This is a genomic window from Cysteiniphilum litorale (assembly GCF_003428165.1).
In the GTDB taxonomy this organism is placed as follows: domain Bacteria; phylum Pseudomonadota; class Gammaproteobacteria; order Francisellales; family Francisellaceae; genus Caedibacter; species Caedibacter litoralis.
Genome location: NZ_QLIQ01000022.1, coordinates 42,233 through 53,929, shown reverse-complemented (window position 1 = coordinate 53,929; position 11,697 = coordinate 42,233). Strand labels below are relative to the sequence as shown.

Below are 11,697 nucleotides of genomic sequence, written 5' to 3'. Positions count from 1 at the left end.
CAATGAACGTGTACAAAGAAGGTGCTATTGACTTTAAAAGTCAGGCGCAAAAAACATTGCAGGTTGCATGACATGTATAGGAATAAGAATTTTTAAAAAACTGTATTGACACTTTGGGGTAGAATAACTTGATGTATCTTTCTCTTTCCAAGAACATATTCTTGTATCCCCATTCTTAAGCTTAATGGTGATGGTATCATTTTTTGCTTTGCTATTTGCCTTACAGTTATAAGGGTATACCTGTATATCTCTTGGGGTTAGATTTGTCATCTCAACATTCCAACCTGTTCCCCAACCTGCAAATGCCTGACTGGTTATACCTAAACCTATTAAAATTGAAATAGATGTTCTTATTTGCATTTTCTCTCCTAAGTGTCTATAAAATTTACTTTAATTTCGAAATCATTATATTTACACTTAATGTCTTAAATACAATCAAATATCTTTATGGGTATATTAGGCTTTTTGATCAAATGTATTTACTTTAATATGGGAAAAAGTGCCGTAACTCCACCTGCCATCATCTGAATGGCAATAGCCGCTAAAATAAGTCCCATAACACGCGATATTACCGATAACGCTTCTTCACTAAGAAAGCGTGCAAGCTTAGGTGTGAATTTTAGTAATAACCAAAACAAGACTGAAATCACAGCACATATAATGCTTGCCATCAAAAATTGCCACAAAGTAAAATCATGTGCATGGGTAATAATAACCGCCATAGCACCAGGACCTGCAATGACGGGAATTGCCATTGGTACCACAGCAATAGATGGTTGCTTTTCATCAGCTATCTTCTTTTCACCTTTTTTATGTGTATGATTGCCCCCTTGAATCATCGATAAAGCAATGCGTAAAACGATCAGACCACCTGCTAATTTAAACGCCCCAATACTGATCCCAAAGAAGTTTAAAATCGGCCAGCCAATCCACAGCGAAATCATTAATAATACAAAAATAGCAATGCCACAGATTTTAGCGGTTTTATTACAGTCCTTTTCATCCCGACCTGTAATCAATCCAATATAAATGGCTAAATTACCAATAGGGTTCATAATGACGATTAACGCGATGGCGAAACTTAACATCTACTTTCCTTACTTTCTCTTAACCTATCTAGCTTATTTAGCCTAGCTTATTGTTAGAGTTTTTTCATTAAAGCATTCAATAAATTTAGGCAATAATGATCATATTACAGCCCACCTTGATTGTATAAGCGCTGGCTGAGCATAAGTCGAAGCCTCTATGAAGTGTGATTTTTCCAAATTTCCCCTTCGACTTACGCTCAGGGCACGATGAACACTTGTGAGTGAATATTTAATTTTAGCCTAAATTTATATTCATCGATTGTTTTAATAGCAGTGAAATTCACCAGCTGCTACAATCACACCATCTTTGAACTGATCAAAAAAACAAACTTATGCAGGAAGTATTTAAGGTTTATTTTACGCATCGCACCGTACAGGTTCTTTGGGTGCTTTTTTTCGCCTTTTTAGCACTTAGTATTTTTATAGGTGTATTTGGCAGTCACTGGTGGTGGTTATTTTTACCGATTATCATTGCACCTTTTTATGAATGGTATGCCCATAAATATTTATTGCATGCCAAGCTTACTGAAAAACACGGAGTTTTCCGCAATTTTCAAATAAGGCTACATCATGGTCATCATAAATATCCACAAGATGTTGAGCTATTATTTGCACCATGGTCAGCCATTATCTTGCATCTTATTCAGACTTACCTTTTGTTTGCACTTATTAGTTGGAGCTTTAGTGTAGCACTTGTGCCATTTACATTTGGCATTTTATATTATCTTTTCTATGAATGGATGCATTTGGCTCATCACACCCCTGCATATCAACCCATGACGCAGGTTGGACACAGGTTAAAACGCGCGCACATGCGCCACCATTTTCATAATGAAAACTACTGTTGGGGTATTACTAACTATCTAGGTGACTTATGCTTTGGCACATTTAAAGAACGTAATGATGTTGCCAAAAGTCCAACGGCTAAACAAATCTCTGGGTTTAACGAGTAAGATTAATGCAATATACCGCTCGTTAATCATTTTGCGGTGTTTAATGTCAAAGAAGTTTTTGATGCTTCTGAATGATTGGATTACAGGTAATAGCTAGGACTATTAGCAAAATCAAATCATTCAGAAGTGCGAAAAATTCAATGATAGAAATTCTGTAAAATGGTTTGCGGGCGGTATATAACCCACTTGCGACTTAAGATATTATATTTATTTAATTCTTGCTCATGAAATTTATTCATAAACTCACGATTATTGATCTCAGTATTTAGCTCTTTCTGCGCAAGACTAATTCCATAGCGACGGCACCAGCGCTTAACCGTCCAGACTTGATAACCCATCAGTTCAGAAGCTTCACTGTAAGAAACGCCTTGGTCATGTAAATCATTTAAAACTTTCTCAGCAGGCTTGCCATATTTTTTAAGAACATTTAACTCAAAGTTATTACTGTATTGATTCGGCATTTTGTGCTCCTAAATGAACAATTCTCTCGACACAAGATGAATTGTCACATAGAACACTTGATCAATCCAATAAAATAAAATAATCAAGCACATAACAAAAAGCTATGCCTGAGTTTGTGCATCTTGACTTTGCATATCCTCTAGCGTATTTGCTAGATTAATTTTCAGCTTATCCAATGTCGCGATAAGCGCATTTTTTTCATCTAGATCCACGCCAACTAAGATCTGCGCATAATGCTGTTTTACTGCTTTATCCAGCTCTTCCAAAACAGCAAGTCCACGCTTAGTAACAATAACGCATTTTGCACGACGATCACTCTCATGTGCAATGCGCTCAACAAGACCTTGATCACTCAAGCGATCAAGCACGCGAATAAGATTTTGTGCCTCGATCTCTAGATGTCCTGCTAACTCAATTTGAGTAAGCTTTGGACGAAACCTTGCATGCACCAGTACACGTCGATCTAAAACATTTAAACCTAATTCTTTTGCATGAAAATTATAAATCTTACGAATTAACAATCCTGTATCGCAAATCGCAAATTCTAACAGTTGTGTTGTCGCATCTGACATGCTTAGCTTATTACCTTTTGACGTTGTGCCTGAAGCTGGATTATAACAATGGCACTCATAATTGTCAGCACTATTCCCGCAAGTGTCAGCCAGTCATAACGATCTGCGAAAAAAAAGACGCCAATGACTGCCGCAAAAATAACATTAGCATAGTATAGCACAGAGAAACTTTGTACTTGAATATAACCTAATGCCAACACCAAAAGATATTGTACAAAGAAAAACAACACCCCAATTGCAACGAGTATTAAAAGTGCATAAAGCCATATTTCTTGCCAAAAAGGAATACTAACAACTCCAGCAATAATACTTGAAAACAAAAAGTAATAAAAAACAGTCGTCAAGCCATTATCATAGCTTGAAATTTTACGCACCATAATAATTGATAAAGCCATGGATAAACCCGCACCCAAAGCAACAATGGCGTAAGGATTCATGATTTTAGCATCTGGCTTTAGAATCATCATAACACCAACAAAACCAATAATTAACGGCAACCATAAGGCATGCTGAAACTTTTGTCGCATAAAAATGAATAAGATAAATGGCACAAAAAATGGTGCCGTATTTGCTAACAACACACCATCGACTAGTGGCACATGCATAATTGCAATAAACAAAAAATAGCTGATCCCCAAACTAAAAATCGTTCTTGCCAAATGCTGCCATGGCACTTGGGTTTTTAATAAATTGACCTGCCATTGATGCTTTTTATACAAGATAATTGGCAATATCAAAATCAACGCAACTAAACTCTGACTAAATACAATCACAGGCACGCTTAATCCGATATTAAACTTCTTAATCAAGGCGGCTTGAAACGCATAAATTAATGCACTTAGCAACGTGAAACTAACCCCTAAATAACTATTTCTCATTCGATTTAACTTAAGCATATATTTTATAATTAATGATTATTATAATTTTTAATTTTTAAAATGCAATATTTACATTTTGGCTTTCTGGCTAAGACTAAATATTCACCCATAAGTTCTCACCGTACCCTGAGCGTAAGTTGAAGCGATGCACTAAGCATCAGTCGAAGTGGGTAATCTTGGTAAAATCACACTTCATAGAGGCTTCGACTTACGCTCAGCCAACGCTTACACAAACAAAGTGGGCAGGAATATGGTCATAGCCTACATTTTAAATATAAAAAGACGGCGCACGAGTCAGGTGTTAGGAGTTAAGGAGATAGGTGTTGGGAGTTGAAATAATTATTTTGAAGTTTGGTGTGCGAGCAGCAACTGATTCTGTAACGAAATTTTCTCTAAAGCTAAAATAATTTTATTATTTTGCTCAAGTAGCAACTGATTTTGCTGTGCCTGTTTATAGGCTAGATATAAACTATATTGCTGATATTTCGTGAGATCATCTGCATTTTTGTCCGCTTTAACAAACATATTGCTAAGCTCCGTTTGCAGCTGATCAATCTGCCCTTCATTGCCAACCGTTACTGGATAATTAATTTGTGCTGTTTGTGAAACTGCAACAGGATTTTCAGGCATAATGGCTTGAGGTGCCTGCACACCTCTTAGCTGATCTTCCAAAGAGATCGATTGATTTCCCGGAGAGATGACCTTCATTCGACTACCTGTTTGCGATGTGTCACTGACAATTGTTGCTTGCTGCTGAGGTTGCGATTCAGCCATAGCGCTATGTGTTGGACTAGCTGTCGGCTCTGTTGCTGCAAAAGCTGATGACACACTAAAAGCACTTACGGTTAAAAGAGATAAAACAATGCATATTTTTGTCATTATGGTTGAGACTTTAATGAATAAACATAGCATCACCATAACTATAAAAGCGATAGTTGTCATCTATTGCATGGCGATATGCTTTTTTTATCATATCAATTGAAGAAAAGGCACTAACTAACATAATTAATGTTGATTTTGGCAAATGAAAATTGGTAACCATTGCATCAACAACATGGAATGTTTTCCCAGGATACAGAAAAATATCACTCTCACCATAAAATGCCTTTATCTCACCATTGCCATTAGCTGCCGCGGTTTCCAATGAGCGCACTGAGGTTGTACCCACAGCGATTACACGCCCGCCTTGCGATTTGGTTTTACAAATCTGATCACACACGTTTTGTGGCACATCAATCAATTCACTATGCATAATATGTTCATGAATATCATTCGTTTGCACTGGCTTAAAGGTGCCAGAGCCGACATGCAACGTTACATAAGCAATATCAGCACCTTTGTCTTTTATTTTTTGCAATATCTCTTTTGTGAAATGAAGCCCTGCAGTTGGTGCTGCAACAGAGCCAAGAAGCTCACTATAAACCGTCTGATAGCGTTCTATATCAAAGGTTTCGTCTTGACGCTTCATATAAGGAGGCAGTGGCATATGACCATGCTCAGCCATTAACTGCCATACATTGCCATCAATTAATTCAATATGATATAACCCGTCATTTTTCTCGATCACACGTGCTTTAACATCAGCGATTTCAACCACTGAGTCGAGTTTAGGTGCTTTATTAGCGCGAACATGACTAATAAAAAGCTTATCATTTACTACTTTTTCAATCAGAAATTCAAGTTTGGCACCGGTTTCTTTTTGTCCAAAAAGGCGCGCTGCCATCACCCGTGAATTATTAAAAACAACCAAATCACCTGCTTGTATATAATCAACAATCTCACTGAAAATATGATTTGTTAGTGCTTGTTTTTGGCGATCAAGTACCAATAAACGACTTTGATCACGCTCTTTTGCTGGATAGCGCGCAATAAGATGCTCAGGTAGTTCATAATCAAAAAGTTCTGTTTTCACAAGTGTCACATCCTCTATAAACAATACAATTTAATGAGATAAACTTCTCAAGGGCGTATGCAATACGCCCTTGTATAAAACAAATAGCAATAAAAAAGGCGCCAATCCGGCGCCTTTTTTATTTGTTTGCTTTCGCTAATCGATAATTAAGCGTTAGCAACTGCTTCGATTGAAACGAATTGACGATTTAAAGGACCACCTGTGTGGAACTTAACAACACCATCAGTCGTTGCAAACAATGTGTGATCACGACCACAACCAACGTTAACACCTGCGTGGAATTTTGTACCACGTTGACGTACGATAATTGAACCTGCTTTAACAGTTTCACCACCATAGCGCTTAACACCTAGGTACTTAGGATTGGAATCGCGACCGTTACGAGTACTACCGCCTGCTTTCTTATGAGCCATGTTTTATACTCCTTAAATTAACCTTGAATTGCTGTGATTTTTACCGCAGTGTAATACTGACGATGACCTTGACGTTTCATGCTGTGCTTACGACGACGAAACTTGATAATCTGAACTTTCTTATGACGACCTTGCTCAACGATCTCAGCAACCACTTTGGCACCATCAACAACAGGACAGCCAACTTTGATCTCATCGCCATTTTGCAACATCAACACATCAGTGAACTCAATCGTTTCTCCAACGCCTTTTTCAATTTTTTCTAGCTTAAGTACACCACCTTCTTTGGCTTTGTACTGCTTACCGCCACTTTTAATAATTGCGAACATAGTATTCTCCGAATGCTCAAGCTGACATAATGCCGCTTGACTTTTTGTTATCATAATTTAAAGCGCTTTTTAAAAAGCTCGCAAATTCTATTGTTTTTTGTAGCAAATAGCAATATTCATGGCTTAATAAATTCAACAATATTGCCTGATGGATCTTTTGCATAACATGATACAGTGCCATCGCGATGTTGTTTCAACTTGCCAAAACTCTCTGCTTTTTCAGAATTAAACGCAATATGCGGCGGATGCTGATGCGGCACAACAAACGCAAGCTTTATATTTTGAAATTCAATCATTGCCCACGTATCATCCTGATAAATCAGTTTGGCATTAAAGTGCGACAAATACCATGTAAGTGTTTCCTCTAAATCTTTGACCACAATAGCAACATGATCAATTCTATCCATTTCATCGCCCTTTACTTATAAAATCTTGTCTCTAGTATAAAAACTATTTAAGCAATAGCCAACACTCCGTTAAAAGTTCTGTATCAGCCACTTCATGGTCAAAATTGTAATAGCAAAATATACACGGCAAATCAGCAAGCTCCTCACCTGAGTTTGGCAACCAATCTCTATAAAGTGCATATATTAGCTGGTCAATATTATCACGTGAGCCTTTATGCAAAGCTGTCGCATAGCGCCCCGCTGGTAAATATTTCTCTACAACATCCTGACTCATTTTTAAACTCTCAGGCACGGTAATACCCAAATCAAATCGAAACTCAGTGACAGGTGTTGTCTTTGGATCATCATAAGCAAAACCGAAAGCCTCTCCAGGTTTGGGTTTTAAATCCATCGTTTGCGCTTTTGCCCAAGTGACTAATTGATTGACACTAGCTCCCATAAACTTAGGATCACCTCTATGCTCAACCACTGCTAAACGTCTTGCCTTCATTTCTTTAATTTCAACATTCATTTCCTTTATTCCTTCTTGAGATAACTGATAAGGTACTTTTTCCCATAAAGACCAGTCTTTTTGCATACGAAATGCCTTTGGACTGATACCTGAAGTCTGCTTAAAGGCTCTGGTAAATGCTTCATGGGATTCAAAACCTGCATCAATTGCAATATCAATAATTGATTTATCCGACTCAACAATCAACTGATGAGCTGCCCTTTTTAAGCGCAACCAACGAATGTACTGCTGCACAGACAAACCGACATGAGCAGTAAATAAACGATGAAAATGGTACTTAGAAATGCATGCAATATAACTTAATTGATCCAAGCTAAGTTTCTCATCAAGATGCTTGGCAATATAAGTAATCACTTTTTGTAATTTATCATTCATTTTCAAACTCAACCTCGCTTACTTACTGAGGTTTATGATAAGTCAGTTTATTTCTGATTTTTTGATCATTCTTGCTAATTACAGTTTTTATCTATTTAGTTAGAAAATAAGCTTTTCTAGCTCATTAACATTTTTCGCACAAAGCCTAGCAACAGATAAGACTTTATCTCGCTGAACATGTTCAATATAGGCAATAAAATCATCAGCAATCCTAGCATTATAAAGCTCATAATCCGTAAAGCCATCGCCAACAATTACGGTTTTGCCCGTTAACTGATTTTGGATTTTTGTAGCACCAGTAACTTTTGAATCACAAAAGCCATTGTCATTATTTAAGCCATCAAAGTATCCGTTTTCATCCCAGTTTAAATTCACCGCAAAAACGTGTGATTCTGGAATGCCCAGATACTCAGCAAAAGGTAAAATAAGCTCACTAAAACCACCACTAATAATCCATACTTTGATATGTTGCTCATGCAGTTGCTCAATTAATTTCTTGATACCTATAGTTAATGCGCTAGGGCAATGCTGAGCAACAAACTCATTTACTGTCGCCTTTGTTGGCTTTGCTACTTGTAAACGCGCTTCCAGACTATCACGAAAACTTATCTCACCATTCATGCCGGCATTCGTTAAGGTTTCAATTTGCTGTATTTTAGACCGATCTCCTTGAAGCAACTTAGCCATGATAAACTCTAGTGATTCAAAGCGAATCAGCGTTGAATCAAAATCAAAAATCACATTATTGTACTTACACATAATATTTGCCTTACTTGCTCACTTATTCACTCATTATTTCGATTAATTTGACATCCAAGCACGACAGCATAAATTCAGTCATCGCTGTTTTATGACCTGTTTGATAAAAATCAAGCATCAGTGTATTAAACTCAAGTTGGCGCTTTACGGGTAGATTAATCGCCGGATAGCCACGATCTGATAACTTATGCCCACCAACAGTAACACCATCGAGCAAGGTTTGAACCTCTGGCAAAGTATAATGAATACCCTCTAAGTTTACCGCATCATACACAAACTCGGCTAACTGACGTTTGGCTAAAAATAGCGCTTTCTGACGACTGGGTTTTATTGCTCTTAATAGATCAAATTCCATGTATACCTTCCGTTTTATTAATTTTTAGCTGGATGCAAAATAGTAGGTTTTAAAAACCGTGGATCTTTTTGCTTATAATCCAAGGTAAAATGAAGCCCTCGACTTTCCTTCCTGCGCATTGCAGACTCAACCATCAATTCAGCAACTAACACCAAATTTCTAAGCTCCAACAAATCAGCAGTTACCGTGAAATCAGAATAATAATCAAACACCTCTTGGCGCAACAGCTTAATGCGATGCATTGCGCGCTCTAAGCGTTTATTGCTTCTAACAATTCCCATAAAGTCCCACATGCAACGTCTGATCTCACGCCAATTATGGCGAATAAAAACCTCTTCATCTGAGTCAGTGACTAAAGCGTCATCCCAGCGTGGAATATCTGACATTGGCATTAATTTTGAGAGATTTTGTTTAATATCATTAGCAGCAGCAAAGGCATATACAAGACACTCTAATAACGAATTACTTGCCATGCGATTAGCGCCATGAAGTCCTGTATAAGTCACTTCTCCTGCAGCATACAATCCGACAACATCGGTGCGTGCCTTATCATCAACCACAACACCACCACAAGTGTAATGCGCCGCTGGCACGACGGGAATCTGGTCTTTAGTCAAATCAAGTCCATATTTTAATAAACTTTCATAAATCATCGGAAAGTGTTCTTTAATAAACGCCTCTGGCTTATGTGTAATATCCAAATAAACACATTCTAAGCCATATTTTTTCATCTGCAGGTCAATAGCACGTGCAACCACATCACGTGGTGCAAGCTCAGCACGTTCATCAATCTCAGGCATAAAGCGCTTACCATTAGGTAGACGCAAATATGCACCTTCACCACGCAATGCTTCACTTAATAAAAATGATCCAGCTTTTGGGTGATAAAGGCAAGTCGGATGAAATTGATTAAACTCCAAATTTGCCACACGACACCCAGCACGATAAGCAATGGCAATACCATCGCCACTAGAAACCACGGGATTAGTCGAATATTGATAGACGCGTGAGGCACCTCCTGATGCCAAGACAACAGCACGCGCACCAAAAGTTTCAATTTTGTTTGATTTAAGATTTAACGCATAAGCACCAACACAACGCTGTTGCTGTAAAATCAAGTCAACCACATTGTAATATTCATAGACCTTTATATTCGGATGACTTTTAACTAAAGCCGTTAACGTCGTTTGTACTTCTTTGCCAGTAGCATCCGCAGCATGCAAAATACGTCGATAAGAGTGTCCTCCCTCCATCGTCAGGTGGTAATAATTTTCATGCTCACTATCTAGCGTAAAGTGCACACCTTGATCAATCAGCCATTCAACACATGATTTAGCATTCTCAACAGTAAAACGCACTGCTTTTTTATCACATAAACCATCACCAGCAATAAGCGTATCTTCAATATGCGCCTCTAATGAGTCACCTTTGTCCATCACTGCGGCAATCCCACCTTGTGCGTAAAGGCTAGAGCCTTCACCCAAGGCTGATTTACACAATATCGCCACGTTACACTCATCCGCTAAATTAAGAGCAGCTGTCAGTCCTGCGGTACCTGCACCGACAATTAATACATCTGTTTGTTCAAGCATGTTAATTCATTCACTATTCCGTCAAAACTAAAGCGATTATACGTGATTCTAAGCCCATGTGTTAATATATACCGCTCACAAACCATTTTGCAGCATGTCTGCCATTGAATTTCACACCCCTTTGGGTGATTGATTGAGTTATCGATTTAAGAATTATCCAAAACACACTTGTAGTTATGTAGTTACAAAACTATACTTAGTGACACCTGAAGGTATTGGAGTTTACGACAATGAATATTAACACCTTTACAAGTAGAGAGTTTAATCAAAACCCAAATAAAGCAAAGAAAGCATCTAAAGACAGTATCGTTTTCATCACTGAGCGCGGAACGATTTCGCATGTTTTACTCAGTGTTGATGCATATCATAAATTGCAGAAGATCAATATACCGCAAACCAATATTGTTGATATGTTATCAATGCAAAATGATCAAGACATCGAGTTTGAACCAACTAAGCTTGGGCAAGATCTATTTAAAAAGGACATTTTTTAGATGTATTTACTGGATACCAATGTTATTTCAGAGTTAAGAAAAGCAAGCTCAAACAAAGCAGACCCCAATGTGGTGAACTGGGCTTCATCTATTAGCCCTGTTGAGCTTTTTATTTCAGTCATCACCATCCTTGAGCTGGAGATGGGTATTTTATCCGTGCACCGAAGAGATTTTAAACAAGGTAATATATTACGCAACTGGATGGATAACCACGTTATGACTGCTTTTGCCAATCGAATTATCGCTTTTGATCTCTTTGCTGCCAAACGCTGTGCTCAACTGCATATCCCTAACCCAAAATCAGATCGCGATGCCATGATCGCAGCAAGTGCAATTACTCATGGAATGACTCTGGTAACGCGTAATGTCATTGATTTTAAAGACATGAATGTAACATTAATTAACCCTTGGGATGAGTAACAAGTATAAATAATAGTTTCATTAGTAAGTATAGATATCCCATTCAAGCTCAAATACGATCGCTCAATGTTTTGCTATCATTCTTGGATTTGATCCAAAAACCCAAAACACCTGATGTAATAAATCAAGAATAAGTTGCGTTTTACCCCTCACCCGCGCAGCTTAAGCTGCACGAGC

17 protein-coding genes are annotated in these 11,697 nt (G+C 37.8%); 3 read left to right on the top strand and 14 right to left on the bottom strand.

The features are described 5' to 3' along the window. Positions 1-33: 33 nt before the first annotated feature. The gene (locus DNJ75_RS09495; RefSeq protein WP_117003221.1) at positions 34-360 is read right to left on the bottom strand and encodes a hypothetical protein; all 327 of its coding nucleotides are present in this window, start codon (positions 358-360) and stop codon (positions 34-36) included. 119 nt (positions 361-479) lie between these two features. Further along, positions 480-1,088 carry a MarC family protein gene (locus DNJ75_RS09490; protein ID WP_117003220.1) on the bottom strand — a complete coding sequence of 203 codons (609 nt, stop codon included), beginning with the start codon at positions 1,086-1,088 and terminating at the stop codon, positions 480-482. Positions 1,089-1,420: 332 nt separating this feature from the next. On the opposite strand from DNJ75_RS09490, the gene DNJ75_RS09485 reads away from it, so the two are divergent. Then, entirely contained in the window at positions 1,421-2,041 is a 621-nt protein-coding gene (locus tag DNJ75_RS09485; protein ID WP_117003219.1) for a sterol desaturase family protein, read from the top strand. Between the two features lie 137 nt (positions 2,042-2,178). Here DNJ75_RS09485 and DNJ75_RS09480 read toward each other — a convergent pair whose 3' ends face one another. The 12 genes from DNJ75_RS09480 to nadB all read right to left on the bottom strand — a co-directional run bounded on the left by DNJ75_RS09480 (position 2,179) and on the right by nadB (position 10,606). Beyond that, positions 2,179-2,502, bottom strand: coding sequence for a helix-turn-helix domain-containing protein (locus tag DNJ75_RS09480; RefSeq protein WP_117003218.1), 324 nt, complete (start codon positions 2,500-2,502; stop codon positions 2,179-2,181). 102 nt (positions 2,503-2,604) lie between these two features. Further along, the gene (locus tag DNJ75_RS09475; RefSeq protein ID WP_117003217.1) at positions 2,605-3,075 is read right to left on the bottom strand and encodes a MarR family winged helix-turn-helix transcriptional regulator; all 471 of its coding nucleotides are present in this window, start codon (positions 3,073-3,075) and stop codon (positions 2,605-2,607) included. Positions 3,076-3,077: 2 nt separating this feature from the next. Further along, the gene (locus DNJ75_RS09470) at positions 3,078-3,953 is read right to left on the bottom strand and encodes a DMT family transporter (protein WP_170137216.1); all 876 of its coding nucleotides are present in this window, start codon (positions 3,951-3,953) and stop codon (positions 3,078-3,080) included. A gap of 339 nt (positions 3,954-4,292) precedes the next feature. Continuing rightward, positions 4,293-4,832 carry a hypothetical protein gene (locus tag DNJ75_RS09465; protein ID WP_150468972.1) on the bottom strand — a complete coding sequence of 180 codons (540 nt, stop codon included), beginning with the start codon at positions 4,830-4,832 and terminating at the stop codon, positions 4,293-4,295. A 13-nt stretch (positions 4,833-4,845) separates the two neighbouring features. Continuing rightward, the gene (queA, locus tag DNJ75_RS09460; RefSeq protein ID WP_117003214.1) at positions 4,846-5,865 is read right to left on the bottom strand and encodes a tRNA preQ1(34) S-adenosylmethionine ribosyltransferase-isomerase QueA; all 1,020 of its coding nucleotides are present in this window, start codon (positions 5,863-5,865) and stop codon (positions 4,846-4,848) included. Between the two features lie 146 nt (positions 5,866-6,011). Then, complete coding sequence (gene rpmA, locus DNJ75_RS09455) at positions 6,012-6,278, bottom strand: 50S ribosomal protein L27 (protein WP_117003213.1); 267 nt, start codon at positions 6,276-6,278, stop codon at positions 6,012-6,014. 17 nt (positions 6,279-6,295) lie between these two features. Continuing rightward, a complete protein-coding gene (gene rplU / locus DNJ75_RS09450; RefSeq protein ID WP_117003223.1) occupies positions 6,296-6,607 on the bottom strand; it encodes a 50S ribosomal protein L21 in 312 nt (103 codons plus the stop codon). Positions 6,608-6,723: 116 nt separating this feature from the next. Continuing rightward, a complete protein-coding gene (locus tag DNJ75_RS09445) occupies positions 6,724-7,014 on the bottom strand; it encodes a VOC family protein (protein ID WP_117003212.1) in 291 nt (96 codons plus the stop codon). 43 nt (positions 7,015-7,057) lie between these two features. After that, positions 7,058-7,900: an AraC family transcriptional regulator gene (locus tag DNJ75_RS09440; RefSeq protein WP_117003211.1), complete on the bottom strand. Its 843-nt coding sequence runs from the start codon at positions 7,898-7,900 to the stop codon at positions 7,058-7,060. Between the two features lie 99 nt (positions 7,901-7,999). Beyond that, positions 8,000-8,659, bottom strand: a complete 660-nt coding sequence (locus tag DNJ75_RS09435; protein WP_117003210.1) for an HAD-IB family phosphatase — start codon at positions 8,657-8,659, stop codon at positions 8,000-8,002. Positions 8,660-8,681: 22 nt separating this feature from the next. Continuing rightward, positions 8,682-9,014 (bottom strand): hypothetical protein, encoded by a 333-nt coding sequence (locus tag DNJ75_RS09430; RefSeq protein WP_117003209.1) that lies wholly within the window; start codon positions 9,012-9,014, stop codon positions 8,682-8,684. 17 nt (positions 9,015-9,031) lie between these two features. Next, a complete protein-coding gene (nadB, locus tag DNJ75_RS09425) occupies positions 9,032-10,606 on the bottom strand; it encodes an L-aspartate oxidase (RefSeq protein WP_117003208.1) in 1,575 nt (524 codons plus the stop codon). A 230-nt stretch (positions 10,607-10,836) separates the two neighbouring features. Here nadB and DNJ75_RS09420 point away from each other — a divergent pair, with 230 nt between their 5' ends. Together DNJ75_RS09420 and DNJ75_RS09415 are read left to right on the top strand one after the other, a co-directional pair. Next, entirely contained in the window at positions 10,837-11,100 is a 264-nt protein-coding gene (locus DNJ75_RS09420) for a type II toxin-antitoxin system Phd/YefM family antitoxin (RefSeq protein ID WP_117003207.1), read from the top strand. Next, on the top strand, positions 11,101-11,520 hold the full coding sequence (locus tag DNJ75_RS09415) for a type II toxin-antitoxin system VapC family toxin (RefSeq protein WP_117003206.1): 420 nt from the start codon (positions 11,101-11,103) through the stop codon (positions 11,518-11,520). It abuts the gene before it with no gap. The last annotated feature ends 177 nt before the right edge of the window (positions 11,521-11,697 follow it).

What these genes read in the sequence shown, in the direction of transcription:
- DNJ75_RS09495 (WP_117003221.1), bottom strand. Translation starts at nt 360, where the DNA reads ATGCAAATAAGAACATCTATTTCAATTTTAATAGGTTTAGGTATAACC.
- DNJ75_RS09490 (WP_117003220.1), bottom strand. Translation starts at nt 1,088, where the DNA reads ATGTTAAGTTTCGCCATCGCGTTAATCGTCATTATGAACCCTATTGGT.
- DNJ75_RS09485 (WP_117003219.1), top strand. Translation starts at nt 1,421, where the DNA reads ATGCAGGAAGTATTTAAGGTTTATTTTACGCATCGCACCGTACAGGTT.
- DNJ75_RS09480 (WP_117003218.1), bottom strand. Translation starts at nt 2,502, where the DNA reads ATGCCGAATCAATACAGTAATAACTTTGAGTTAAATGTTCTTAAAAAA.
- DNJ75_RS09475 (WP_117003217.1), bottom strand. Translation starts at nt 3,075, where the DNA reads ATGTCAGATGCGACAACACAACTGTTAGAATTTGCGATTTGCGATACA.
- DNJ75_RS09470 (WP_170137216.1), bottom strand. Translation starts at nt 3,953, where the DNA reads ATGAGAAATAGTTATTTAGGGGTTAGTTTCACGTTGCTAAGTGCATTA.
- DNJ75_RS09465 (WP_150468972.1), bottom strand. Translation starts at nt 4,832, where the DNA reads ATGACAAAAATATGCATTGTTTTATCTCTTTTAACCGTAAGTGCTTTT.
- rpmA (WP_117003213.1), bottom strand. Translation starts at nt 6,278, where the DNA reads ATGGCTCATAAGAAAGCAGGCGGTAGTACTCGTAACGGTCGCGATTCC.
- rplU (WP_117003223.1), bottom strand. Translation starts at nt 6,607, where the DNA reads ATGTTCGCAATTATTAAAAGTGGCGGTAAGCAGTACAAAGCCAAAGAA.
- DNJ75_RS09445 (WP_117003212.1), bottom strand. Translation starts at nt 7,014, where the DNA reads ATGGATAGAATTGATCATGTTGCTATTGTGGTCAAAGATTTAGAGGAA.
- DNJ75_RS09440 (WP_117003211.1), bottom strand. Translation starts at nt 7,900, where the DNA reads ATGAATGATAAATTACAAAAAGTGATTACTTATATTGCCAAGCATCTT.
- DNJ75_RS09435 (WP_117003210.1), bottom strand. Translation starts at nt 8,659, where the DNA reads ATGTGTAAGTACAATAATGTGATTTTTGATTTTGATTCAACGCTGATT.
- DNJ75_RS09430 (WP_117003209.1), bottom strand. Translation starts at nt 9,014, where the DNA reads ATGGAATTTGATCTATTAAGAGCAATAAAACCCAGTCGTCAGAAAGCG.
- nadB (WP_117003208.1), bottom strand. Translation starts at nt 10,606, where the DNA reads ATGCTTGAACAAACAGATGTATTAATTGTCGGTGCAGGTACCGCAGGA.
- DNJ75_RS09420 (WP_117003207.1), top strand. Translation starts at nt 10,837, where the DNA reads ATGAATATTAACACCTTTACAAGTAGAGAGTTTAATCAAAACCCAAAT.
- DNJ75_RS09415 (WP_117003206.1), top strand. Translation starts at nt 11,101, where the DNA reads ATGTATTTACTGGATACCAATGTTATTTCAGAGTTAAGAAAAGCAAGC.